A 25,552-nucleotide genomic window follows, 5' to 3' on the forward strand; every position below is an offset into this window, starting at 1 on the left:
GGGCTTATTTTTTTTGCCGGTCTTGCCGAAATATAATCTGAAAAACTCTCGTTTTTGCGTGTTGCGAAACCGCGGGCACTGTGCTATAATATTATACATAGCGCATGCTTAAAGGGGCCAGAAGGCATAAAACGCCGGTTTTCCCCAAGGAAAACACAGGGCTTTTCAAAAAGTTGTGTTATTATTTTACGGCTGGGAGGGAGCGCCCCCCTCGGCACTTTAGCAGAAAAGGTGGAACACAGTATGGGCAACGATATGATGGAAGCGTATCTATATGAAATGAATACGCTTTTGGAGTCGCTGGACGAAATGGTGCTGGGGGCGGAGGACAGAAAGACCTTCTCTCAGGAGGACGTAAATGAGATTTTCCGCATTATGCACACCATAAAGGGCTCTTCTGCCATGATGGAGTTTAACAACCTGATGACAGTGGCCCACAGAATTGAGGACATGTTTTTCATTATAAGGGACAAGGGCATGGAGGCTGTGGCCGAAGAGCTGCGCCCAACCCTGTTTGACCTGATCTTCCAGGCCATCGACTTTTTCAAGGCTGAAATTGAAAAGCTGGAAAACGACCAGCCGCTTACTGAGAATGTCGACCATATCCTGGCGAATATTAAGAGCTTTTCAGATAAAATTCAAGGCAAGCAAGAAGAGGAAGCCCCCGGGGCCCCAGAGGCAGCCGGGGAGGCGGCCGCCCCGGGAGCGGCCACGAGAGAGAGCTTTGGCAGCGGGGAATTCCCATATGGCATGCAGGTGTTCTTTGACGAGGGCAGCGGCATGGAGAATCTGCGGGCCTTTATGCTGGCGTCTTCGGTCAAAGAGGCCTGCGACGGAGACGAACAGTTTGACTTTTTGCCAGCGGATGTGGGCGAAAACCCCGACACCGCCTCGTTTATTGTGGAAAACGGCTTTATTCTGCGGTTTTTGACCCCCGAGCTGCGGGAAAAGGCCATTCACGCGGTCAAAGAGGCCGGCTCTGTGGCGGACTACCAGATGTTTGACGCGGCGCCCGCCCAGCGGGAGCCAGAGGCCCCGGCCCCCGCCGCCAACCAAGAGGCCCCCGCGGCCCCCGCCGCCGCGCCCCCGGCCCCGGCGGCGCAGAATAGTTCTTCCAACAAGCAGCAGCCCCAGCAGAACCATAACAAGGAGAGCTTGATTAGCGTAAACCTGTCCAAGCTGGACGAGTTGAACGCGGTGGTGGGCGAGATTGTTATTACCGAGTCCATGGTCACGGCGTCGCCGGACCTAAAGGGGCTGAAACTGGATAACTTCAATTCCGCCGCCCGGCAGCTGCGCTCTTTGACCGACCAGCTGCAGGATGTGTCCATGTCTCTGCGCATGGTGTCGGTTTCCGCCACCTTCCAGAAGATGCGCCGCATTGTGCGGGATATGAGCAAGAAGCTGGGCAAAGAGGTGAACCTCATTCTGGAGGGCGAGGGCACAGAGGTTGACAAGACCATTGTGGACAGTATCAGCGACCCCCTGATGCACATTGTGCGCAACTCCATGGACCACGGGATAGAAGAGCATGTGCAGGACCGCATTGACGCGGGCAAAGACCCGGTGGGCAAAATTACCCTCTCGGCCCGGCACACCGGCGGCGAAGTCATTATTGAAGTTATAGACGACGGCCAGGGGGCTGACGACGAGACTATTTTGAACAAGGCCATGCGCCAGGGCTTGGCAGTGCCCGGGGTGGACTACAGCCACCGGGAGATTCTGAACTTTTTGCTTATGCCCGGCTTTTCCACCAACACCGAGGTTACCGAGTACTCGGGGCGCGGCGTGGGCATGGACGTAGTGAAGAGCAATGTGGAGAGCGTGGGCGGCACGGTGACCATTACCAGCGAAAAGGGCCACGGCATGACCACCACCCTGAAGATCCCCCTGACCATGGCCATTATGGACGGCATGGAGGTGGCGGTGGGCAGCTCGGTATTTACCGTGCCCATTAACAATATCCGGCAGATTATGAAGGTGAGCGAGGCGGATATTATTCACGACGCGGCCCGGGGCGAGATGATTGAGGTGATGGAGAACTTCTACTCCATTGTGCGTGCCAAAGAGTTCTACCAGATGGAAAGCGGCAAGGACCTGTTTGAAGAGGGGATTCTCTTGTGGGTGGAGTCTGGAGACAACTCCTTCTGCCTGTTTGTGGATGAGCTGATCGGCGAGCAGCAGGTGGTGGTAAAGCCCCTGCCGGACTATGTGAACGACTACGGCATTAAAAACTACGGCGTTACTGGCTGCACCATTTTGGGCAATGGAGACATCAGCATTATTTTGGATGTGGCCAGCATTTACGCGGCCTCCCAGGCGGGCTAAGGGGTGTTTGCGGGGCGTTCCCAAAGACGCGCCCTCTTGCCAGACCGTGCTTTTTATGATATGATTATACGCATCAGCCTAAACCCATGGCCCCGGCTTGTGCCGGCGGGAGGGCTTTGTAGCAGAAAGGACTGTGTTTTATGCCAGAAGATATGATGACGGCCCCAACGGCCGTGGACGCTGAAATTTTTCCAGGCGAGGAACAGCTGGAGGTGGAGACCCAGAAGTATCTTATCTTCAGCTCTGGCGGCATATTCTATGGCGTAGATACCAAATACGTCAAGGAAATGCTGACCCAGTGGGAGACTTCCATCAAATGGCTGCCCATGCTGCCGCCACACATCCGCGGGGTGATCAACCTGCGCGGCGGCGTAGTGCCTATTATCGACTTCCGCCTACTGATGGGGCAGATTCCGGAAGAAAAGTTTTGCAGTGTTATTCTGGATCTAGAGGGTGTCCAGATTGGCATTTTGGTGGACGAGGTGGACCAGACCATTGATATTGAAACCAGCCGGATTTTGCCCGTGCCCTATCAAAGCGGCCTGGAGGCCCAGAAGATGGTGACGGGCATGTACAGCCTGCCCGGCCAAAACCGCACCCTGATGGTGCTGGACTGTACGGTGCTGCTGAATGGACATCAATAAAACCACTACCCCGGCTGCCGCACCCTCTCTGACGATTTCTGAAAAGGATTTTCAGCGTCTGGTCAGTTTCGTACACTCCAAGTATGGCCTGGACCTGCACCAAAAGCGCCAGCTGGTAAACAGCCGGCTTTCCAGCACGGTAAAAAACATGGGCTTTAAGAGCTTTACTGAATACGTGGACTATTTGCTGAAAAAGGGCTCTGGCGACGACATAAACCAGCTGCTTTCCAAGCTGACCACCAACTATACCTATTTTATGCGCGAGGTGGAGTCCTTTGACTACTTCACCCGTGTCATTCTGCCTGAAATCGTGCGGAAGCACGAAAGAGACAAATGTTTGTCTATTTGGAGCGCGGCCTGCTCTTCTGGAGAAGAGCCCTATAATATTTCTATGTATATCATGGATTATCTGGGGGGCAAGGCCTCTGCCTGGGACACCCGGCTTTTGGCTTCGGACATTTCGGTGGACGCGCTGCAAAAGGCCAAGCGGGGCGTTTATGAACTGCCGGACACCATTCCGCCCCACTGGAAGAAGAATTATTTCAAACCCGCTACAGGAAAAATGTACCAGGTGGCGCCGAAGATTAAGGACAATGTGATTTTTAAGCAGTTCAATTTAATGGACCCCATTCAGTTTAAAAGGAAGTTCGATGTGATCTTCTGCCGCAACGTGATGATATATTTTGACCAGCCGACCAAGTCGGCTTTGGCCCGGCGTATGTTCGACGCCACGGTGCCCGGCGGGTATCTGATTATTAGCAAGGCGGAGAACCTGCCCCCCGACACCCCCTATGCCCGGGTGGCCACCTCCATCTTCCAAAAGCGATAGGGGCGGCGTAACAAGGCTTTTGCCCCCAGGGGCGGGCCCAGCAAGGAGGAACCAAGTTTGGTGCAGAAAAAGATACGTGTTTTGGTGGTAGACGATTCCATTGTGGCCCGAAAGCTGATTATGGACGGGCTGGCCAGGTCGCCGCGCATAGAGGTGGCGGGCTATGCCATTAACGCCAGAGACGCTGAAAATAAAGTGAAACAGCTGAACCCGGACGTGATGACCTGCGACGTGCAGATGCCGGGCATGACAGGCATTGAGTTTTTGAAAAAACTGCTGCCTGAGTACCCGCTGCCCGTGGTGCTGGCGTCCTCTTTAAACTTAAAGGTGTTTGACGCCCTGCATGCCGGGGCTGTGGGATTTGTGCGCAAGCCCGACGACGTGCAAAGCAGAGAGGCCTTTATCAGCTCCTTGACCGAGGCGGTGATCGAGGCCTCCAGCGCCAAGGTGCGGCGGCCTGCCCCGGCGGCTAAACCAGAGCTTCACGAGCTGGCCTCGGTTCCGGCTGTGGCGGCCCCTTTGGGGGGGCTGAAGCACCCCTATATAGTGGGTCTGGGGGCCTCTACCGGCGGCACAGAGGCCACCTTAGAGGTCATGAAGCGCCTGCCGGCGGATATTCCGCCCATGGTTATTGTGCAGCACATGCCCCCGGGATTTACAAAGATGTATGCCGAGCGTTTGGACCGCCTGTGCCGCATGGAGGTGAGGGAGGCCCAAAACGGCGACCGGCTGGCGCCGGGCCTGGCGCTGGTGGCCCCGGCGGACTTGCAGTGCCGGATTAACCGCACGGCTGCCGGCGAGTATTACGTCAGCTGCACCCCGGGCGAGAAGGTGAGCGGCCACAGGCCTTCTGTGGACGCGCTGTTCCTCTCTATGGCGGAAAATGTGCGCTGCAAGATGATTGGGATTATTATGACCGGAATGGGCTCTGATGGGGCGGAGGGCCTGCTGCGGATGCGCCAGCGGGGGGCCTATACTATTGGACAGGATAAGGAGTCCTGCGTGGTATACGGCATGCCCGGCGTAGCCTATGAGCGGGGCGCGGTGTGTGAACAGGCCAGCTGCGAGCGGGTGGCCAGCGTGCTGCTAAGGAGCTTACAGACAGGTAAGTAAGCGGGGTTCTTCCGCACAGCCAGAGGGGAGGATCCCCTGGCTAAAAAGCAAGAACCGTGTGCCGCCTGGGGTTCTCTAGATGGGTTTAACAGGGAAGGGAACCCAAAAGATTAAGAAAGATTTCAATTATTATCGGATGGCCTCTTAATTTTTACGGGGGCTATCCGATAATTTATTTAGAAAGATTTTGAAATTCTTTATTGTGTTTGCAGGAAAAGAGGGATGAAACATGATCACATCGCCCTATCATATAACTTCTGTCGGCGGCGGAGTGCGGGTGAACCAGGCGCGCTCCTACAATACCCAGGCAGCGGCCCTGCCCGGCAGCGGTGGGGAGAAGTTCGACCAAATCACCCTAAGCGCGCGGGAGGGAGCGGACCCCTATAAGATGGAGCTGCACAGTAAGCTCTCGCAAGAGGTGCGAACCGCCACCACCACCGGAACGCTGGCCTCTCTGGAAGAGCAGGTGCGGGCCGGGGAATACAAAATAGACGCGGCGAATATTGCCAAAAAGCTGCTTCTTTTAGGGGAGGTTTAAGCTTGCCTCCATATGAAGAGTATTTAGATTATCTGGAAGAGCTGGGCCGTGTGCTGGACCAGCTGAACGAGACGGCCAAGACCAAGGCCGCCGCCGCCCGCCAGGGAGACCTGGAAAAGCTGGACCAGTGCATGAAGCAGGAGCAGGCTTTTAGCATGTCCCTGCGGAGCATGGACCAAAAGCGGGACCGAATGCTGGCGGAAATGGGTATGAGCGGGGCAACCTTGTCTCAGCTAGCCCAGGGGTATCCCCCCGAGCTGAGGGACCGGGCCGCGAAAACCGCGGAGTCTGTGCAGGGCAGCTTTGACCGTTACATCAGCGCGTCTCACGCGGCGCGAACAGCCATGGAGTGCATTCTCCACGACATTGAAAAAATGTTCCCGGAGAACCAGCCCCTGCCCCCCCGGAACCCGGACGAACCGCCGCCCCGGATGAAAACGGATATACGAGCGTAGAGGGACACATTGCGCGGTCCAGGGGCGTTAGGTCCCTGGCGGATTCTTAGGGCAAAGCCCTAAGCCGCCGGAGGCCCAAAAGGAATCTAGTCCTTTTTTGATGTTTTTGCAGAAAATACCGGACGATCTCTTTTGCTAAAAGGGATCACCGAGAACACACACTTTCAAATAGACGGGAGGGCTCTTATCTTATGAGTACAATTTCTACCTTCAGCGGCTTTACCATGGCGCGGCTGGGCATTATGGCCTCGCAAAAAGCCCTGGAGGTCACAGGCAACAATATTTCCAATATCAATACCGTGGGTTATACCCGCCAGGCGCTGAAGCAGAAGGCGCTGTACATTGGCGGCGCGGACAAATACGCTTCGCAGTTTGATGTGCGGGTGGGCAGCGGCACCCTGACCACTGGGGTCACCCAGCTGCGGGACCCCTACCTGGACATCCGCTACCGCAACGAGCTGGGAAACGTGGGCTTTAATGACGCCAAGCTCTCGGTTTTGGAGGACTTAAACCGCATTTTCGACGAAGTGGGCAAGGGCAACGAGGACAACGGCGTGATTGAGGCGCAGCTCAACGACATTCTGGAACAGCTGCAAAACATGAACACCGAGCACGCCGGCCAGGACGACTATGACGCCATGGTTCGTGAGTCCTGCAAGGCCCTGGCCGGGTGGTTCAACACCTATGCCGGCCAGCTGGAGACCCTGGAGGCCAACACCATGAAAACTTTCACCCAGGACATTTCCCGGGTGAATAATATCCTTACCAGCATCCGTGAGCTGAACGAGTCCATTAAGAAAGCGGAGATTGCCAACGGAGCTATTACCCTGGCCCAGCGCCAGGAGGGCCTGATTGGCGAGCGGGGCAACCAGGCCCTGGAGCTGCGGGACGAGCGGAACCTGCTGATTGACGAGCTAAGCCAGTACCTGCCCATTGACGTGAAGTATTCCGACGAGCCCATTGGCGCGGGCATGTATGTGGAAAAGCTGACCATTACCATCGCGGGCATGAGTGACAAGGTGCTGGTGGACGGCAACTACAGCGGAAAGCTCTCGGTGCAGCAGGTTGTAAAGCAAGAGCAAGAGACAGAAGAAATAGAAATTCAAAAGATTGGCGCTGATGGAAAACCGTTGTTTGAAGCTGACGGCACAACGCCAATTATGGAGACCATTAAGGTTGGAAAGGTGGACGCCGACGGGAAGCCGGTGATGAAGGATGTGATAGGCGCTGACGGTAAGCCTGTCATGATCGATGACCCGGCCCTGCGGCTGCAAATTTCCGCGCTCACCGACCGCCGGGGCGAGACCATTCCGGAGTGGAGCAATGGCTCGAAGGTGGAGAAGCTGGCCGAAATGGACCTTTCCGGCGGCTCGATTCAGGCCATTCGGGAGATGCTGACCCGCCAGGGAGAGTTTTCCACCGCCGACCAGCGGGACCCCGCCCTGGACGGCGACCCAAAGGCCGCTACCAAGCGTGGCATCCCCTTCTACCAGAAGGCCCTGGACGCCCTGGCCAATAAGTTTGCCACAGAGTTTAACAAGGCCAATATAGAGGCCGGCGGCGGGCCCCTCTTTAGTATTCGCGGTGATACCAATGATTGGCTGCAAAATGGAAACCCGCCCAAGAGCATGATTACAGCGGGCAACATCTCTATTGCCACAGACTGGGCCCATGGCAAAATCCACATCCAGCAGAGCAAAGACCCCAACAACACAAATTCCTCGGCCAACGACAACATTGTCCACCTCATTGCCCTCATGAGCAAAGACCTGACCTATAACGCCCAGGATACGGACCCCAACGCCGCCACGGGAGACTATTTTACCGGAACATTCAACGGGATGCTGGGGTATATCAACGGCGTTTTGGGCAATGACAGTAAATCTACCATTGAGGTGCTGGACAACTTCATTGTGGCGGCCGAAGACTTGGAAATCAGCCGGGATTCTGTGGCGGGCGTAGATCTGAACGACGAAGCGGTGAACATGATGCAGTACCAGAAGTCTTATTCCGCGGCCTGCCGTTTGCTCACCACTCTGGACGAAATTTTGGAAAAATTGATCAATGGCACCGGCGTAGCCGGAAGATAGCATATAATTTATAGAAAGAAGTGATACGATATGGTAAGACGCGTTACAACCGGCGGTTTGATGAAGAGCTATAAGTCTGGCCTACAGCGCTCCTACCGGCACCTGGCCAGCGCCACGGAAAAGGTGACCACGGAGCGGAACTTTAACTCCTATGCGGAAAATCCGGCCAAGGCCAGTCTGGCCTTTCAGCTGCGCCACGACCGTTGGAACGTGGAGAACCAGCTGGCCAACAGCACCCACGTGACCCACAAATTTCAGCAGGCTTGGGACTGCCTAAACAAAACCTATGACGACCTAGGCCACAAGCTGGCCAACTACTCTACCATTGTGGCCTTTAACGACCCGGACGCCAGCGGGCGCCAGGCTCTGGGCTCCACCATTCAGGGGGCGGCGGACGCGGTGCTGCACACCATGAACGCCCAGTATGGCAACCGCTTTGTGTTCTCCGGCGCGGACGGCGACACGGTGCCCTTTAGCTGGCAGGAGAACGCGGACGGCACCCGGTCGCTGCTTTATAGGGGCATGAAGGTGGATGTGCCGCCGGAGATTGAGGATCCAAATGTGAATCCGCCTACTGATCCGCCCACAATGATAGAGAACCCGGAGTATAAGAAGCTGATGGACACCCTAAAGGAAACCACCTATGTGGACCTGGGCATGGGCATGAAAGAGGACAATAATGGGGACTTTATCAGCTCCAGCGGCTTTAACACCGCCCTAAACGGCGTTCATTTCCTGGGCGGCGGTGTAGACGAGGACGGCGACCCCGAGAATATTCTCTCTCTTATGAACGAGATCGGCAACATCCTCTCCCGCTGTGACCCGGAGGATGGCCACTGGGCTACCGAGCAGGATGGCATCGACGCGGAGCGTATGTGGGGGAAGATGACGGACGGTCTGGAAGAGCTGCATGCCAAGTGGATGGAGCACAATGTAGAGAGCCAGTTTGTGAAAACCAACCAGACCCGGCTGGAATCTTTGGATGATTCCTACAATGAGCAGGTGGTCAGTATTGAGGACATCGACCCCGCGGAGGCCATTACATCTTTGATGTGGGCGCAGTATTCTTATAACGCGGCCCTGCGCATTGGTACCGGGCTTTTGTCCCAATCGCTGATTGATTATATGAGCTAAGTCTCTAACGCTATTTTTCCAAAAGAGGGGGATTATCATTGGGACCGCTAATTGAAATTACCACTGTGCCAATTGAAATAGAAATGAAAACCACCAATGCCCAGTTGCTTTATTCCCAGGGCACGGCAGAGGTGGAGATTTCTCGGGAAAAGGGTGGGCTGAACATTAAGAGCCGGCCCATCAAGCTAAACATTGATACTTTCGAGGCCCGCAGCTCTATACGTCCCACCACCATGCAGAGTATTGAGCAGGCCGCCAGCCAGGGGCATCAGGCGGCCTACGAGGCCACGGCTACGTATGCCCGCCGGGGCCAGTTGGTGATGGACGCCCAGCTGGGCGAGGAGCTGGTGACCCAGTTTGCCCGGGAGACCCAGGACGCCCATATGAGCCGGGATCTGACCGAGTTTGGCCTGGGCTTTTTGCCCGAAACCGGCATTGACCTGAACTGGGAGCCGGGGCAGATGCAGATTCGCTATGAGATGGATAAGATGAATTTCGACTGGAAAATTGGGGGCGTAGGCTTCCAGTTTGTGCCCGGGGACATTGAGTTTACCATGACCCAGCGGCCCGAGGTCATCATCAAGTACGTGGGCGGCGCCATGTATGTACCGCCTTCGGCAGACCCCAACTACACGCCAGTGGACGTAAAGGCCTAAGGCCAGGAGGCGCTTTTGTTGAAGCTGACCACAAAATATTTTGGTGAAATTGAATATGCCCAGGCCGACGTGTTCCATTTTTCCAAGGGCTTGTTTGCCTTTGAGGAGGAAAAAGAGTTTTTGCTGCTGCCCTTTTCTGGCAGCGAAGGTTCTCTACTCTGCCTGCAAAGCGTGGCCACCCCTCATTTGGCCTTTGTAGCCATGAATCCCTTTTCTTTACACGGGGCCTACCAGCCACTGCTTCAACCGGAAGAGCTGGAATGTATGGGCGTAAAGGACAGCCGGGAGCTGTGCTATTATGTGCTATGCGTGGTGAAGAACCCGGTTTCTAGCAGCACGGTAAACCTGAAATGCCCGGTGGTGCTGAATGAGGATACCCGGGAGGGGATGCAGGTCATCCTGGATGGGGATGGCTATGGCATGAAGCATTTACTGGCCGAGTTTGAGCAGAAGGAGGGATAGGCTATGCTAATCCTTCGCCGCAGGGCAGGGGAATCCTTCCTGATTGGCAACGACATAAAAGTGACCGTGATGGCGACCAAAGACAAAGAAGTACAAATTGCCATTGACGCCCCAAAGGATGTGCAGGTGCTGCGCAGCGAGCTGGTAAGCGCCATGGACGCCAACCGCGAGGCCGCTGACGAGCAGAGCCTTCCCCAGGAGCTGCTGGCTGCTTTTTCGCCGCTTCTCGCCCCGGGGAGACCTGACGAGGCCTGACGCCAAAAGATCTAGAATGTATTTTCTGTGCGAGAACCTTTTTCATCAAACAATATAAAAATAAAAGCGCGGAACCTTTTTTGGTTCAGCGCTTTCTTTTTTGGGGAACGTGATAGAGGCGGGTCTCAGTCGTCACGCCGGGGTGCGCCCAGGCGCAGGCTGCCGTCGGCGTTGGGGGTGTGTCTGGGATGGGCGGCGACCTTCTGGCAAGCAGACATCAGCTGCGCGGATACAGCCGTACTATAGCGGTTTTCGTACAGGGTGAGCATAGGTACGCCCTCGTTTTCGGGAATGACGATGTACTTGGCGGGAAGGCTGGTGAGGGTGAGGGCCACAACGTCGGTACGGCAGCGGGGACAGGCACACATGCCGTGCAGGCGCATATAGTTGTCAACTTTATTCTCTACCAGGGCTTGCATTATGTTTAAATAGGTTACGCGTTCCATGGGATTCGCTTCCTCCTCCGGTTCAGGTTCGGGCTGGGGTTCGGGAATGGCTTCTGGTTCGGGCTCCGGCATGGGCTGGGGTTCGGGAATGGCTTCTGGTTCGGGCTCCGGCATGGGCTGGGGCTCGGGAATGGACTCTGGGTCCGGTTCGGGGATGGAGGCGGGGACAGGGGCTTCCATCTGTTCAAACACGGCGGGAATGAATTCTGGATCCGGTTCAGGAATGGGTTCCATTTCCACCTGGGGTTCGGGCTCGGGCACTGGTTCCGGCTGAGGAGCGGGGGCGGCGGCTTCTTCAGCCTCCAGCTGGGCCAAAAGCTCCTCTTCCAGAGCGCTGCGGATATTCTCTGATACCGCTTCGTTGTCCACCGCGGGAGCTGCCGGAGCGGGTACAGGAGCCGGCGGCTGGCTCTGCCGGGCGGCCGCGCCGGTTTCAGAGGGGCCGGTGGAGTCGGTAAGCAGATTCAGCACATGGGCTGTTTTGTTGGACTTGGAATTTCCTTTAGATTTGTTTGCCTTGTTTGCCATGATGTTTTACACTGTCCTTTCTGGTATAACTTATGGCCTCCGATAGGTTAAGAGACTTTTTGTAACAAATTCCTTTGCGGTCCGAAAAAGCTTTTGCCCCGGCCAGCCGCCTGGTTTTGAAGGACCTTCGCGCCAAGCAGCGGCATGGAGGCCTTGTAGGCTTCAGAAAAGTTTGGCGTTGGTAGCGGGCCGGCGGGGAGGGCTATCAAGAAGGGGGCCGGCTTTCGCAAATAATATCTGCCGCCGTGGGGTGTGGGGTTTGGGCGGGGTCAGGTGGTTAACAGTTCGTCCAGAAGGGCCTGGAAGTCTTGGGAAGGGTTGGAGCTGGGCGCGTAAGAGAGTACGCTTTCTCCATGGGCGGGAGCCTCGGCCACCACCACGCTGGTGCGGATTTTCGCGTTCAACACTTTTGTGTCCAGCTTACGGGCAATTTCGCTGGAGAGCTCCAGGACCTCCCGGTTCAGGGTCAGGCGGGAATTGAATTTGTTCAACAAAATGCCCAAAACCCGCAGGTCCGGGTTGTAGTATTTGCGCACGGTGTTGATGGTCTCACGAATTTGGGAAATGCCCAGCAGGCTAAGAATTTCAGGGGCCATAGGAATAAGGAGAGCGCCCGAGGCCACGTAGGCGTTGATGGTAAGCACATTCAGGGCCGGGGGGGTATCGATGATAATATAATCATACTTCTTTTCCACATGGTCCAGCTGGTTTTTTAGAAGATATTCCCGGCCGGGGATATTGAATTCCAGTTCAGCGGCAGAAAGCAGGATGTTAGAGGGCAGAATGTCCCCCAGGTCCGTGGGGACAATGGCGTCTGAAATTTGGGTGGTTCCTTTGAATACGTCGTAGACGGTCTCGGTGTTTTCAATGTCCAGTCCTGCAGAAAAGCCCAGGCTGCCCTGGGGGTCCAGGTCCACGCCCAGCACCCGGTGGCCCCGCATACGCAGGGCGCTAATGAGAGCAAGGGAGGTGGTGGTTTTTCCCACGCCGCCCTTTTGGTTGGTTACTGTGATGATCTTCTCCATAACAAGAGTCCTCCCGGAAGCAAAATTTTACAGAAAGCTCTTATCTTTCTATTTGTGATGTCGATATAAAAAAGGAAAGAGTTAAGTGTTTTTGGGATTTTCTTTCATTAGTCGTGGCAAATTGGGCCTTTGCAAAAGACATTTTTAGACCCAAAACCCGCAAATCAAATCCCTATAGGAATATGGTATCACAAAAAAGGAGTGAATGCAATGGCTTCTATATCAAGTTTATCAAAAAGCAGCAGTTCCAGCAGTATTTACGGCAATCGCAACGTAATTAGCGGTCTGGCCAGCGGTATGGATACCGAGGCGATGATTCAGAACAGCATCATCGGGTACCAGAAGAAGATTACGGCTTTGCAGCAGCGGGCCACCAAGACCCAGTGGAAGCAGGACGCTTATCGGAACCTGATTACCCAGATGAATTCTGTGCTAAGTAAATATACCTCGTATACTTCCAATACAAACCTGTTCAGTCCCTCCTTCTTTTCCAAAGCTATCAATACCATTGCAAAGGGCGCTAACGCGGACAAGGTGGTGGCCTCTGGCAAAGCCAGCAGCGATGTTGTGATAAACAGCGTTTCTCAGCTGGCCAGCGCTACCCGTTACGCGGTAAGCACAGACCATCTGCTGGAAAACGGCGGAGCCACCGAGAGCATTGATTGGAACGAGAAGATTGAGACCAGCGCTATCACTGGTTCCATCACCATCCAGTACGGCGGCGGAACCAACAGCAACTATGGCAATATCAGCAGCCGGGGCAGCAGCTTTACCCTAAGTTTTGGCGACGATGAGATCTATGAAAACGCCGAGGACCTGGCCGACGCCATTAACCAGAAGCTGAAGGAGCAGACCATTTCTTCCTCCAGCGGGGCCAACTCCGCCGATAACTATATTAAGGCAGAGGTGGACGAAGCGGGCCGTATTATGCTGGTAGACAAGAAGAATAACTATTTTTCCATTACCGGCGTCAGCGGTGGTATGGAGAGCCTTTTTGCAAAGGATGACAAGGCCACCGGCGGCATTATTCCCTCTAAGACCATTATTCGCGAGGGCAGCCTTTCTGAAAAAGTGGACCGCAGCGAATACTTAAAAGACAAGATGCTAAGCGTTACTGTGGACGGAAAGAGCAAGAATATTTCCATGGATTTCCTGGGGGATGAGGAATTTAAATCTTTGATGACCCATCAGGATAGGAGCAAGTACATGGCCAGCAAGCTGCAAGAAGAGCTGGACAAAGCCTTTGGCAAGGGCAAGGTGACGGCCAGCGTGGACCCCACTTCCGCGGCGCTGAACTTTACCACCAAAGATGAGCATTCCACCATCTCTGTGGTGGGCGGCAACCTGACCAACGAGGCCCTTGGCCTGGGTGAGGGCGGCTTTAGCAACACCTTGCAGACCAGCTGGACCCTGGGCCGGGTGCTGGGCAAGGATAATTTGGACACCTATTTCAAAGAAAAAGTGGACGAGGATGGAAAGCCGGTTCTGGACGAGGACGGGAATCCCCTGAAAGTGGCCACGCTGAAGATCAACGGCATAGAGCTGGAGTTTAAAGAGACCGATACCATCCGGAATGTGCTGGATAAGATCAACGCTTCCGAAGCGGGCATTGACGCCAAGTACTCCAGCCTGACCGGCCGCTTCTCTCTAACCGCCAAGGAGACTGGCGCGGACAAAGAGATTGACATTGAGGGCGATCTGGGCAAGAAGCTGTTTGGGGGCGACCCGAATAAAAAGCACACCGGGAACTTTAACGAGGACTACGGCATGTACCTAAGACCGGGGGAAAAGGACCAATTGACATTTAAATTCCCCGGCCATACCCTTAGCTTCCAGGTAACGGCAGAGATGAGCACCGAAGATATAGTAAATAAACTGAATACCGGAGGCCGTCCTTTGGGCGGCGAAGTTGCCTACTACAATAAGTATACGGGAGCTATTGAGTTTACGGACAAAAACGGCAACCCGATAGATGTTACAATGCATCAGGGCAAAGAGGGCGATCCTTGGTATGATTGGGATCTGACCCCCCCAGAAAGCGACATCACCTACACAAAGGGCACGGACGCCACCTTTAACGTAACGGTGAACGGCGAGACCTTTGACATGAAGCGTTCCACCAACACCGTGAACCTGGACGGCATGGAAGTGACCTTGAAGGGCACCTTTGAGGATGATGGCGAGGGCGTAAGCTTTACCACCACAGCGGACAGCGACAAGATTGTGGACGCCGTCAAGGCCTTTGTAGAGGACTACAATAAGATGGTGACCGACCTGCACAACGCGTACAGCACCATGCCTTTAAAAAGGAGCAATGGCAGCTCTTATGAGCCCTTGACCGAGGACGACGAGAGCAGCATGACCGAGACGGCCATTAAGAACCACGAGGAAAAGGCCAAGACCGGCCTGCTCTTTGGCGATATGGACCTGCAGGGCCTGTACACCAAGCTGACCAGCGCTATACAGGGCGGAGAAAACATGGCCGTTTTGAAATCCATTGGTCTGGAAGTGGCCTATGGCAACGGCCTAAGCACCATTGACCTGGACGAGGATGCCCTGCGCAAGGCTTTGGACACAGACCCCGATAAGGTGAAGGACGCCTTTTCCCAGACTGTGGCCAACGGAGCTTCCAGCAATGGTTTGATGTATAACTTGAAAGACGTTTTGGAGCAGTATGGAAACACCTCCATTGCCAGCCCGGGTATTTTGGTGAACAAGGCCGGTACGCCGCTGTCCTCTTACTCTCTAAGCCATAATGAGCTCAACGACCAGCTGCAAAACTTGAATAAAGAGATCGAGAGCTGGCAGGACAAGATGAGCGACCGGATTGACTACTACACCAATCAATTTACCCGTCTAGAGCAGCTGATCAGCCAGATGAACTCTCAGAGCTCCATGCTGGCCGGTCTTGCCGGCGGCTACTAAGCCCCCGTTGGCAATGAAAACAAATAACCGCAAAAGAGGTTGCTATGGAACACAATGCATACCAGCAATACAAAGAGCAGTCTATTAACACCATGACCCCCAGCGAACTGCTGTTACTGCTGTATGACGAGCTGACTAAAAATCTGATGCGCTGTAATCTGGCCTTGGAGCAGAAGGAGTACGAAATTTTGGAAGAGGCTGCGGATAAAAGCACGGATATTATTCGTTATCTAGATGATACGCTGGACAGCCAATACGCCATCAGCCGTGACCTGCATCGGCTTTATGATTACTTTGAGTACCAGATGAACCGGGTGAAAATTGGCCGCAACAAAAAGGCGCTGGATGAAATACGCCCCATGGTGAGCGACCTGCGGGACAGTTTCCGAACCGCGGTAAAGACCTGCGCCGAGGAAGAAAAGCAGGGCCAGACGGCGGCTTCCACCTAAATAAAGAGGAGGACAGACATGGACGGACGCACCTTGGATGAGCTGTTTTTAAAACAGAGGCAGCTGTATGTGCGGTTGGTTGAGTTTGAAGATCTGACCATGCAGCTGGCCAATGCTGTGGACCGGCGGGATGAAGTGTCTGTGCAGATGCTGCTGGATATGCGGGAAGAGCCTGCCCACCGGCTGCAAGAGGTGGATCAGGGGCTGCGCCGCCGCTTATTGGAGCTGCCGGAGGAGGACGCCATTCGCGCCCGGGAGATCCTGGAAGGGGGCGCGCACCGGGAACCAGCGGAAGAGAGGCTTTGCCAGCAGGTCTCCCAAAACAAACGACTGATTGAACGATGTGTAGAGCTGGATAAGCGCATCAGTCTGCGGATGGACGGCGCAAGATCTATTTATAGCAAATATAGATAGTGGCAAGCGGTTGACCTGGTACGGAAAAAGCGAAACGACACAGAGGGCCTGAAAATGAGCCCCAGGCAAAATGCCGCCCGGAGTGATGTCCAGGCGGCATTTTTGCGCGAAAAGGTTGATGGATGGGTTGAGAGTGGAGAAAACCAGTGGCCCCTGTGTTAAAAATCTGCCAAAGGCGGGAGAGCCGAACGGCGGTGTGCTGGGTCGAAATTTATCTTGTATGGTGTGAGAGACAGTGCTATAATATAGTTATAGTAACACCCTTGAAAATCGCTATGTGCCGATTTTCAAGCTGGGCAACTGGGCTGCCTGGTTCAAAAGAGGTATTCTACCGCTTTTGAACGGTGTTAACCATATAGCTTGGGACAGGGTGTGTAGAGCAGAGAACCTTTACACAGGAAGGGGCTTGTTGATAAACCACAGCCGCGCGCCGTCTCCATTGCTGGCCGCGGCTTCGTCTATAATGAGCTGCGGCTCCCACTGGGCCAAGCTGTTTTCCCGGCTGTTTGGGTCAGCTACCAGCACATGGCCGGTAGGGGTGGAGCCATGCAGCACGATGAAATGGCCGCTGTTGGTAAAATGCCCGGGTCCCACCAGGGCCACAGCCATGCCGCCAAGGTTTAGGTGCTGGCGCAGCTCCTTGATAGTGGCCAGTTTCGCGTCTTTATATCTTAGTCCAAAGGCTTTGGCTGTTCCCTCTACAATGTCAGGATACGAGCCGCTGCCCGGGCACCAGTAGCCCTGTCCCGCCGCCCAGGCGGCCATTTTAGCGGGGTCTGTGTCCTGGCCGGTCAGGCTGGCCACCACCATGGCCATAGCGGTGGGGCCGCAGCCATAGGGGCCAATGGGGTCGCTGCCATAAAGCTGGTTTCGCCAGGCCTCGTCCCCTTGGTTAAAATAGACGCAGGGCGTACCGCCTGTTAGCAGGGTGCGCCCGTTCTCCTCCCGAAATCGGGTGACGGCGGGCGCCGCGGCTTCGGGCGTATTCCGAACGAAGATTTCTTCCGCCAGCTGGGGTACCTCTGGCAGGGGCCAGGGCATGGGCGAGGGCAGCGCCTGGGCGGCCCGGCCCACATCCTTTGCCACAGCGTCCCGGTGAAGGCGGGCCTGCCAGAGCTGGAACTGGGTTTGGGTATATTGGGCAGCGCGGATCACCGGCTGTACCACTGGGTCGGTGATCTTATGGTACAGGACCGGGGAAAAATAGCGGCAAAAGGCCAGCTCCATTCCGCCAATACAGAGAATGGCCAGAATGAGCGCCCAGGCCAGCCATTGGCGCAGGCCGCGGCTTTTACGAACCTTGGTATGTTTTTGTGGAAGCGGAGAGCTTTTTTTCAAAGTTTGTCCTCCAGGGGCATGGCACAGAACGAGAGACGAACCGTGCCGGTTTTAGTCAGATTATATCAAATTCGCCCGGGTTTGTAAACCCCAGCGCGGAAGGCGCTTTTAAAGGCGCAGTTTATGACCGGTCCCGCCCCAGAACGCCGGGGCGGCGGCGCGGGCCCGTATCAGCATGAATATTTAGATTGCTCTGGTTTTTATTACAATGGAAACGTAAATCGATTTTTTGATAACCGGAAGATCCATTCTGGGAAGGAGCCATCCTGTTATGCCAACCATCCGACTGGACAATGTTTCAAAAATTTATAAAGGTTCAAAAAAAAGCAACAAGCGCTTTGAGACCCTCTCACATGTAAGCCTTCAGGTAGAGCAGGGGGAGTTTGTATTTTTTGTGGGCAGCCGGGGGGCCGGCAGCAGCACTCTGCTCAATTTGATTGCGGGGGAGCTCCAACCCGATGGGGGTGCGGTATACCTGGACCAGGTAAACCTGGCCAAGCTGAACCGCCGCCAGGAGCGCAAGCTGAAATATATTTTTGGCAAGGTGCCGCAGATGACGGCCCTAAACCGCACGGCCACGATTTTTGAAAATCTCTGCCCGCCCGGCCGCCTGGGAAAGGTGGGCGGAGCGTTGACAGACGGTCCGCTGATCACCAAGGCCCTGGGGCTGGTGGGGATGCCGGACTGTGAGGACCGGTATCCGGCGGAGTTCACGGTATCAGAATGCAGGCGCATTGAGCTGGCAAAGGCCATCCTTTACAGCCCGCCCATCCTGATATTGGACAAGATGACGGACCGAATGGACGACGACAGTATTTGGGACACCATGCACCTTTTGGGTGAGATGAACCGCCGGGGCACCACCATTTTAATGGCCACTCATGCCAAGCAGTTTGTAAACATTATGCGAAAGAGGGTGGTAACCATTGTAGATGGAAAAATTGTGGGAGATGTGGCAAAGGGCCGGTTTGGCGACATTGTGTAAAGCGGCCGCTCTTTACAAACCAGCCGGCGTAAAGTTGTTAAGCTTTACAATCTGGCTTTGGCACAGCCGGTTAACTGGAATATTTTCGGATAATGCAAATTATGGTTTGACAGGCCCGCTTTTGGGGTATATAATTAAGAAATGAAGCCGGACCTCAAGAAATTTTATAGTCGTTATGGCAGCTGTTTGTTGACAAGCGCTCCAAGATGGCTTATAATAGGATGGCAGGTCTACGGCTGGATCGTGTGGGAAACAGCGGAAAGCAGCGTACAGCCTAGGAAACACCCGCCGCGGCCCGCTAAACAATGAACCAAAAGAGAAGGAGGAGCAGTCATGCTCAAAAACATGAAAGTCAAGATGAGCCTTATCATGGGCTTCTCGGTCACCGTTCTGGTCAGTATAGTGATTGTCATTACTTCGCTGATCATCATGAACATGCAGTCCAGCAGCTACCAAAAGATTATTGACACCAATATCAAAGCCAGTACGCTGGTAAGGACCTGCCGGCTGGAGGTTAACGTGGTAGCCCGTCACCTGCGAGACGCCACTTTGGCCAACGAGCCCGACGATATTAGCAATTCTGAAGCCCAGGTGAACGAGCATTTGAAGCTTTTGGAAGGCTACATTACCGAGCTGCGCGATATTCACGCCTTGAAAGACGAGACCAGTCTGAATAACTACATATCTGCTGTGCAGGTGTGGGGCGGCGAGGCGCCGGATATTCTGGCCGAGGCCAAGGTAAATAATGACGAAAAGGCTGTTTCTATGCTGCAAAATGATTGCAGCCCAGCCCTGGCCAAGGTGGATGAGGCCGCCAGCCAGTTGCAGGAGGAAATTACCACTGACCAGGATAATGTGGTAAAGCAGCAGGAAAATCTGGTGATGATTTCCATTGTTTCTATCATCGCCGCGCTGGTGTTGGCCACGATTCTGGTCATGTGGCTGGAGCTGCGCATTATCCGTAACATTACGGGTCCGGTCACCGAGGTCCGCACCGCGCTGATTGGTTACAGCGAGGGCAACCTGGATATTCCCGTAAACTTTGAGAGCAAGAACGAGCTGGGCGATATGTGCGCCGCTTTGCGTAGCAGCCAGCGGACACTTAGCAATGTAATTAATGATACCAACCGGCTGCTCCAGGCCATGGCGGACGGCAATTTTGATATACGCACCCAAGCGGAAGAGGACTATGTGGGAATCCTTAGCGGCCTGCTTTCCGCCATTCGGGGCATTAATCAGAATCTAAGCACCACCCTATCTCAAATTCAGTCTTCTTCCGACCAGGTCTCTTCTGGCGCGGATCAGGTTTCTAACAGCGCGCAGACCCTGGCCCAGGGTGCGACCCAGCAGGCCAGCGCCGTGGAGGAGCTTTCTGCCACCATTACCGAGATTGCCCAGGGGGCCGAAGAGGGCGTCAGCCTGGCCCGGGATTCCAGCCAGCTTTCCAATGACGCCAGCGCCCAGATTACGGTGTGCAGCGATTTGATGCAGAGCACGGTTAGCGCCATGAACGACATTAAGGCAGCCGCCGAAGAGGTGGGCACCATTATTGATACGATTTCCAACATCGCGTTCCAGACCAACATCCTGGCTTTGAACGCGGCTGTAGAGGCGGCCCGGGCAGGTGTGGCCGGCAAGGGCTTCGCGGTGGTTGCCGACGAGGTGCGCGTGCTGGCTTCTAAGTCTGATGAGGCCTCTCGTGCCACAAAAGAGCGCATTGAGCACGCCATTAACGCGGTGCAAAAGGGCAGCGCCTATGTGGCCGATGTTTCCGAGGCTTTGGATAAGACGGTGGGTATGGTGAACGGCGCGGTTGCCAAGATGGGTGACGTGGCCGACGCCAGCGAACACCAGGCAGAGTCCATTGAGCAGATCCGTGAGGGCATTAGCCAGATTTCCGCGGTGGTGCAAAGCAACTCCGCTACCAGCGAAGAGAGCGCCGCTGCCAGCGAACAGCTGTCCTCTCAAGCTCAGCTGATGGATCAGTTGATGAGCAAGTTCCGTCTGCGGGAGTACAGCGAGGGTAATACCCCCGCTCCTGTACATACTAGCTCCGTGGGCTCCAGCGATAACTTTGGCGGCAGCGCGGGCTACGACAAGTATTGATTGCCTGGCCGCCAAGGAAGATTCGAGTAAAATAGTTAAGTATATACCGGGCGGTCTGATATTGTAGGCCGTCCGGTTTTGCGATACAACGAAAGAGGGCGGCGGTTACGGGGGAGACTGATTTGAGAGTATGTAAGCGCTGTAAAGCTGGATGCTTGCTCTGGAGGAGAAAATTTGATTTGCTAAGAGGTGATTGCTTTGCCGGAGGTCTTAAAAGAGCAGGAGGCGGGTACCGTATTCGCCCTGGATATAGGAACGCGGAGCATTATCGGAATGCTGGGCCATGGAGAAAACGGCCGTTTCTGTGTAACAGCCATTGAGAAAGAGGAGCATGGCCGCAGAGCGATGCTGGATGGACAGATTGTGGAAATTGAGCAAGTGTCCGCGGTGGCCAGAGAAGTGGTGCGCCGGCTGGAAGAGAAAACCGGCATCCGGCTGCGTCGGGTATGTGTGGCCGCGGCAGGCCGTGCGCTGAAGTCCAAGTCGGCGGGTTTTCAGCTAAGCTTTGACGAGCTGCGCCGGGCTGACGAGGATGTTATTGGCCAATTAGAGGCTGGCGCTGTCTCGGAAGCGGAAAAATTGGTGGCGGCCGAAAGTGCCGGGCAGGGCCGGTTTTACATGGTGGGCTATACGGCCCGCCAGTATGTGGTAGACGGGTACCCCATGGCGAATTTATTGGACCACCGGGGGCAGGTCTTTCAAGCAGATGTGGTAGCTACCTTTTTGCCTAGCGGCGTGGTGGAGAGCCTTTACGCGGTGATGGGCAGGCTGGGCCTGGAGGTCTCCAGCCTGACGCTGGAACCGATTGCCGCCCTAAACGCGGCAATCCCTGGGGACATCCGCCTGCTGAATCTAGTGCTGGTGGATATTGGCGCGGGTACCTCTGACATTGCCGTGTGTCGAGAGGGCAGCGTGGTGGGATACACCATGGCTACCGTGGCAGGGGATGAAGTTACCGAGCTACTGATGCGCAGTTTGCTAGTGGATTTTAAAACCGCAGAACGGTTGAAGATGGGGCTGGGTTCGGTGGAGCCCATTCAATATCCCGACATCTTGGGCATTAAGCATGAGATTACAAGTGATAATTTGGCGGAGCTTTTGCAGCCTGCTGCCCAGCGCTTGGCCAAGGAGATTGCCGCTAGTGTACTGGAACTAAACGGTGGAGTTCCCTCCGCGGTATTTTTGGCAGGAGGCGGCAGCAAGCTGCTGGGCCTGCCCCAGATGGTGGCCGCCGAGCTGGAGATGAGCGAGGCCAGGGTTGCTCTGGCGGGGAACCATTTTGGAGACAGCGCTTTTTCAGAAGAATACGACCTGAACGATCCAGAGTACGCCACGCCCCTGGGCATTGGAACCTCGGCGGCGCTGGGAATGATTAACGACAGTTATATGATTACCCTTAACGGCCTGCCTGCCAAGCTGTTCCGCAACGGCACCCTAAATCTGCGGGACGTGTTGCTGATGAACGGCTTTCACTATGCGGACATGATGGGCAGGACCGGGGCCAATCTATCTTTCACCTTAAATGGCCGGCGAGAATTCTTCCGGGGAATGCCAGGGGTGGAGTCCCGCATGATGATTAATGGGGAGGAGGCCCAGCTTTCTACCGTGGTCCAGGCAGGGGACCGCATCGACTTTACGCCAGCGCGGCCCGGCGTCTCTGCCAGCCAGACCCTTGCCCAGCTGCTGGGCGAGGACTTCTCCGGCCTGGTAACTGTCAACGGGGAGGCAATGGAGCTTAGCTATTCCATTCGCCAAGGCGACGCGGTAGAGACCGCCGGTGGGGAGATTCCCCGCCGAGACGGCCCCGGCGCCTCCCAGCCGCAGCCCACCATAAAGGCAGAAGCTCTTGCGGGGGGTACAACCGAGAGGCGCGGACCCAGGCCATTATCAGAGGGAAAAGGACGGCCCGTGCCAGCCACAGAGCCTGTAAAGGAAGCGTCAGCCGCGCCCAAGGAGGCGGCTTCTGTAAAGGAAAAAGACGCTACAGAAAAGACGCTCCCGCCGCCAGTCAAGGCTGTAGAAGAGAATACCGAGCGTCCGGCCGGCCCCCAGGCGTCTCCAGGCAAAGTGGAGGAGGCCCGGCTGGCGGAAGAAAAAACGCCCCGGGAAAAGCCCCTCCCCCTGGTAGAGGCTGCCCCTGAAAAGGCGGTGAAGAGCGCCCCTCTGGCGGAAAAGCCTGCGGCGGCGCTTCAAGAGAAGAAAGCCATAAATCCAAAGCCTCTGGTCCCAGCCCGACCGGTGGAAGAGCCTGCGGGACAGCTCTCCTTTGACCGGGGGTTGCTGGTGGTACTGAATGGCAAACCCCTGCACCTGCCCCCCAAAACCCAGGGCGGCGACTATTTTTTGATGGATGTGCTGGAGTATTCTGGCCTGGACTTTAGCCGTCTGGAGCGCCCGGTGGATTTAAAGGTGAATGGGGTGGAGGGGCAGTTTAGCCAGATGCTGCACAGAAACGACCAGATCACCATAAAATATAGAGATTAGAAAGACGTGGTATAAAATGAAGCACAAAGGTTTTTTACCGGTTTTGGCGGCAGCGGTTCTTACCCTGGCGCTGGCCGCCTGTGGAGGCGGCGGTAATTCCTCCAGCTCGGGGCTGGCCCCGGCAGAGGGGTCCGAAGCGGCCAAAGAGTCCTCCGTAGCGGCGGAAGGCTCCAGCAGTGGCTTGGAGGCTTCCTCGGCTGGAGCCAGCTCGGAGGAGCAGCGGCACATGATGACAGTGGATGAAACGTTGGAGTACTTTGCCACCCTGGACCCTGCCGCCCTGGGGCTGGAGAAAGCCAGTATGGGGGAGTACCAGACCTATCCCAATGAAAAGGCGGTGCCTGTGGATGGGCTGCCCTGCATGAAAGTGGTGGTCTATTCTGGTACAGAGGAGGGAAACAACGTGCCAGAGGCAACTTTTCTGGTGGCCCGGGACGGCACGGCGATTTACCGGCTGGAAGGGGACATAGCGGAAAAAATCGAGTTTTAGCAAAGCTCATTTCCCTGGATATATTTTTCTTCTTGCTCCAATATATATAGGATTAGGCTGACGGTGGGAACAAATCCCAGGGAGAAAATTGGGGGAAGGTATTGCGGAATTTGTGGAAACATGTTATACTAGTGTATATCTGAAAATGGGGCATTTATCTGAACTCCGCCCTAAAACTGTAAAAGCCTGGCTGGAAAACGCGTTTTTCCCGCCAATGCGGGCTTTTCAGCCCTGTTATTCGCCGCCCGCGTGGGGAACGCATTGATGGTTTTCCCCAAACGGCGGCCACCCTGAACAGGGGAAAGCCTGATGTGCAAAGATGTAATTTGCGCGGATGATAAAGTGCCGCGTGAGAAAGAAATTTCCTGCGCTATGGAAAGGGGACAGATCAATGAATGGACTGACCAACAACAGTATGCGGATGATGGAGCGTTCCATGGAGTTTCTGTGGACCAAGCAGGCCGCGCTGCTGGATAATATCAGTAATGTGGAGACACCCAACTACCGGCCAAAGCTGGTCACGTTTGAGGAGCAGTTCCAGGCCAGCCTGGAGGCCGCGGACCACGGCCGAAATAAAGTGAGTAAGCAGACCATGCGCAAGGCCATTGAGGACGCCCAGTGGGATGTGGAAGAGCTGGAAGAGGTGACCCGTATGGATGATAATGGGGTCAATATCACAGAGCAGATGACCGAGCTTCTGCGCAACTCTTACCAGATGCAGTATGTGTACCAGAGTATCAATAGTGATCTTAGCGTCCTGCGCACCGCCATGGGCTAAGACGCGTCACACAGCTTGGAAGAAGGATAGCGCCAAAGGCAAATGCAAAGGACTTTTGCCCCCCCCCAAGACCGCCGGGCGCTGTGAAAGGATTCTTTATAAAGAAAGGGAAGGATGAGAACAATGGCGTTTTTAGGTACCATCAACATAATCGGCTCTGGACTGACAGCGGAACAGCTTCGGCTGGATGTGATTTCGGAAAATATCACGAATCTAAACACGACCCGCACGGAAAACGGCGAAGGCCCATACCGCCGGAAGGTTGTGGTGTTTGAGGCCCAGAGCGGCCGGGACAGCTTCCGCATGGCAATGGCCAACGCGATGGGCGCTTCCAACCGGGGCAGCGAGGCCACGGCCGGGGTACAGGTGACGGAGATCCGTGAGGATGACCTTACCGATTTTCCGCTGACATACGACCCCACCCACCCCGACGCCAATGAGGAAGGCTATGTACAGATGCCAAACATCACCCTGGTAAAAGAAATTGCGGACGCTATGGCGGCCACCCAGGCATATTCCGCCAACGTGACGGCTTTCAACACGTTGAAGAGCGTGATCGCCAAGGGACTAGAGATTGGCACACGTTAAAAGTTCCACAAGATAAATTTTTTAAAAGAATCAAACTTTTCGGAAATTTATAATTTGTGCCCTTGTCAATACCGTATAAAACATGTATAATATAGAGGGTTTTGGCTTGCTTTTATTAAGCGCGCCCTAAACGCAGGAAGGAAGGATTCGCTATGATTCAATCAATTGGGCCTATCACCTCGCTATTTGAGCCAAAAGAGACCGAACAGGCTGGACAGGCCGGCGGCAGCTTTGGAGATATTTTTAAGATGGCCATTGACGCGGTGAAGGAAACCGACGCTGAAAAGACGCAGTTACAGTACTTGATGGCCACCGGACAGCTGGATAACCCCGCGGAGCTTAGCCTGGCCGCCAGCAAGTATGAGCTTTCTGTAAACCTTTTGGTGCAGCTGCGCAACCGCGCCCTGGACGCTTATAACGAGCTGATCCGTATTACCCTGTAAGGGCCGGCGGGCCCCTGGGTGAAGGGTACGCTGGGTTTTGCATGAAAAG

At 55.1% G+C, this 25,552-nt stretch carries 24 protein-coding genes; 21 read left to right on the top strand and 3 right to left on the bottom strand.

Going from position 1 to position 25,552, the window contains the following annotated elements:
• Positions 1-243 precede the first annotated feature (243 nt).
• The 11 genes from U8U68_RS00620 to U8U68_RS00670 all read left to right on the top strand — a co-directional run bounded on the left by U8U68_RS00620 (position 244) and on the right by U8U68_RS00670 (position 10,504).
• On the top strand, positions 244-2,328 hold the full coding sequence (locus U8U68_RS00620) for a chemotaxis protein CheA (RefSeq protein WP_322198922.1): 2,085 nt from the start codon (positions 244-246) through the stop codon (positions 2,326-2,328).
• Between the two features lie 140 nt (positions 2,329-2,468).
• Positions 2,469-2,972, top strand: a complete 504-nt coding sequence (locus tag U8U68_RS00625) for a chemotaxis protein CheW (protein WP_322198923.1) — start codon at positions 2,469-2,471, stop codon at positions 2,970-2,972.
• The gene (locus tag U8U68_RS00630; RefSeq protein WP_322198924.1) at positions 2,959-3,801 is read left to right on the top strand and encodes a CheR family methyltransferase; all 843 of its coding nucleotides are present in this window, start codon (positions 2,959-2,961) and stop codon (positions 3,799-3,801) included. Before U8U68_RS00625 ends, U8U68_RS00630 begins: the two co-directional genes overlap by 14 nt.
• Before the next feature lie 60 nt (positions 3,802-3,861).
• The gene (locus U8U68_RS00635; protein ID WP_322198925.1) at positions 3,862-4,914 is read left to right on the top strand and encodes a protein-glutamate methylesterase/protein-glutamine glutaminase; all 1,053 of its coding nucleotides are present in this window, start codon (positions 3,862-3,864) and stop codon (positions 4,912-4,914) included.
• 229 nt (positions 4,915-5,143) lie between these two features.
• Positions 5,144-5,452 (top strand): flagellar biosynthesis anti-sigma factor FlgM, encoded by a 309-nt coding sequence (locus U8U68_RS00640; RefSeq protein WP_322198926.1) that lies wholly within the window; start codon positions 5,144-5,146, stop codon positions 5,450-5,452.
• 2 nt (positions 5,453-5,454) lie between these two features.
• Positions 5,455-5,907, top strand: coding sequence for a flagellar export chaperone FlgN (flgN, locus tag U8U68_RS00645; protein WP_322198927.1), 453 nt, complete (start codon positions 5,455-5,457; stop codon positions 5,905-5,907).
• A 191-nt stretch (positions 5,908-6,098) separates the two neighbouring features.
• Complete coding sequence (locus U8U68_RS00650) at positions 6,099-7,997, top strand: flagellar hook-associated protein FlgK (RefSeq protein ID WP_322198928.1); 1,899 nt, start codon at positions 6,099-6,101, stop codon at positions 7,995-7,997.
• A 30-nt stretch (positions 7,998-8,027) separates the two neighbouring features.
• Complete coding sequence (locus U8U68_RS00655; protein WP_322198929.1) at positions 8,028-9,131, top strand: flagellin family protein; 1,104 nt, start codon at positions 8,028-8,030, stop codon at positions 9,129-9,131.
• A 38-nt stretch (positions 9,132-9,169) separates the two neighbouring features.
• Complete coding sequence (locus tag U8U68_RS00660) at positions 9,170-9,787, top strand: DUF6470 family protein (RefSeq protein WP_322198930.1); 618 nt, start codon at positions 9,170-9,172, stop codon at positions 9,785-9,787.
• 18 nt (positions 9,788-9,805) lie between these two features.
• Entirely contained in the window at positions 9,806-10,249 is a 444-nt protein-coding gene (gene fliW, locus U8U68_RS00665; protein WP_322198931.1) for a flagellar assembly protein FliW, read from the top strand.
• 3 nt (positions 10,250-10,252) lie between these two features.
• Entirely contained in the window at positions 10,253-10,504 is a 252-nt protein-coding gene (locus U8U68_RS00670; RefSeq protein ID WP_322198932.1) for a carbon storage regulator, read from the top strand.
• Positions 10,505-10,629: 125 nt separating this feature from the next.
• On the opposite strand, the gene U8U68_RS00675 is transcribed toward U8U68_RS00670, so the two are convergent.
• Together U8U68_RS00675 and U8U68_RS00680 are read right to left on the bottom strand one after the other, a co-directional pair.
• Positions 10,630-11,478, bottom strand: a complete 849-nt coding sequence (locus tag U8U68_RS00675) for a late competence development ComFB family protein (protein WP_322198933.1) — start codon at positions 11,476-11,478, stop codon at positions 10,630-10,632.
• A 269-nt stretch (positions 11,479-11,747) separates the two neighbouring features.
• The gene (locus U8U68_RS00680) at positions 11,748-12,503 is read right to left on the bottom strand and encodes a ParA family protein (RefSeq protein ID WP_322198934.1); all 756 of its coding nucleotides are present in this window, start codon (positions 12,501-12,503) and stop codon (positions 11,748-11,750) included.
• Positions 12,504-12,713: 210 nt separating this feature from the next.
• Here U8U68_RS00680 and fliD point away from each other — a divergent pair, with 210 nt between their 5' ends.
• The 3 genes from fliD to U8U68_RS00695 are packed head-to-tail and all read left to right on the top strand — an operon-like array spanning position 12,714 to position 16,291.
• Complete coding sequence (fliD, locus tag U8U68_RS00685) at positions 12,714-15,428, top strand: flagellar filament capping protein FliD (RefSeq protein ID WP_322198935.1); 2,715 nt, start codon at positions 12,714-12,716, stop codon at positions 15,426-15,428.
• A gap of 44 nt (positions 15,429-15,472) precedes the next feature.
• Positions 15,473-15,877, top strand: a complete 405-nt coding sequence (locus tag U8U68_RS00690) for a flagellar export chaperone FliS (RefSeq protein ID WP_322198936.1) — start codon at positions 15,473-15,475, stop codon at positions 15,875-15,877.
• 18 nt (positions 15,878-15,895) lie between these two features.
• Positions 15,896-16,291: a hypothetical protein gene (locus U8U68_RS00695; RefSeq protein ID WP_322198937.1), complete on the top strand. Its 396-nt coding sequence runs from the start codon at positions 15,896-15,898 to the stop codon at positions 16,289-16,291.
• Between the two features lie 390 nt (positions 16,292-16,681).
• Here the strand turns inward: U8U68_RS00695 and U8U68_RS00700 are convergent, their stop codons facing one another.
• Positions 16,682-17,629 carry a C39 family peptidase gene (locus tag U8U68_RS00700; RefSeq protein ID WP_322198938.1) on the bottom strand — a complete coding sequence of 316 codons (948 nt, stop codon included), beginning with the start codon at positions 17,627-17,629 and terminating at the stop codon, positions 16,682-16,684.
• Between the two features lie 271 nt (positions 17,630-17,900).
• Here U8U68_RS00700 and U8U68_RS00705 point away from each other — a divergent pair, with 271 nt between their 5' ends.
• From U8U68_RS00705 to fliE, 7 genes are all read left to right on the top strand, one after another.
• Entirely contained in the window at positions 17,901-18,614 is a 714-nt protein-coding gene (locus tag U8U68_RS00705) for a cell division ATP-binding protein FtsE (RefSeq protein WP_322198939.1), read from the top strand.
• A 333-nt stretch (positions 18,615-18,947) separates the two neighbouring features.
• Complete coding sequence (locus U8U68_RS00710) at positions 18,948-20,720, top strand: methyl-accepting chemotaxis protein (RefSeq protein WP_322198940.1); 1,773 nt, start codon at positions 18,948-18,950, stop codon at positions 20,718-20,720.
• A gap of 198 nt (positions 20,721-20,918) precedes the next feature.
• Entirely contained in the window at positions 20,919-23,204 is a 2,286-nt protein-coding gene (locus tag U8U68_RS00715) for a cell division protein FtsA (RefSeq protein WP_322198941.1), read from the top strand.
• A gap of 16 nt (positions 23,205-23,220) precedes the next feature.
• On the top strand, positions 23,221-23,694 hold the full coding sequence (locus tag U8U68_RS00720) for a hypothetical protein (RefSeq protein WP_322198942.1): 474 nt from the start codon (positions 23,221-23,223) through the stop codon (positions 23,692-23,694).
• A gap of 391 nt (positions 23,695-24,085) precedes the next feature.
• Positions 24,086-24,472, top strand: coding sequence for a flagellar basal body rod protein FlgB (locus U8U68_RS00725; protein ID WP_322198943.1), 387 nt, complete (start codon positions 24,086-24,088; stop codon positions 24,470-24,472).
• A 123-nt stretch (positions 24,473-24,595) separates the two neighbouring features.
• A complete protein-coding gene (gene flgC, locus U8U68_RS00730; RefSeq protein ID WP_322198944.1) occupies positions 24,596-25,060 on the top strand; it encodes a flagellar basal body rod protein FlgC in 465 nt (154 codons plus the stop codon).
• 152 nt (positions 25,061-25,212) lie between these two features.
• Complete coding sequence (gene fliE / locus U8U68_RS00735) at positions 25,213-25,503, top strand: flagellar hook-basal body complex protein FliE (RefSeq protein WP_322198945.1); 291 nt, start codon at positions 25,213-25,215, stop codon at positions 25,501-25,503.
• Positions 25,504-25,552 lie beyond the last annotated feature (49 nt).

This window comes from Acutalibacter intestini (assembly GCF_034334985.1).
Lineage (GTDB): Bacteria > Bacillota > Clostridia > Oscillospirales > Acutalibacteraceae > Acutalibacter > Acutalibacter intestini.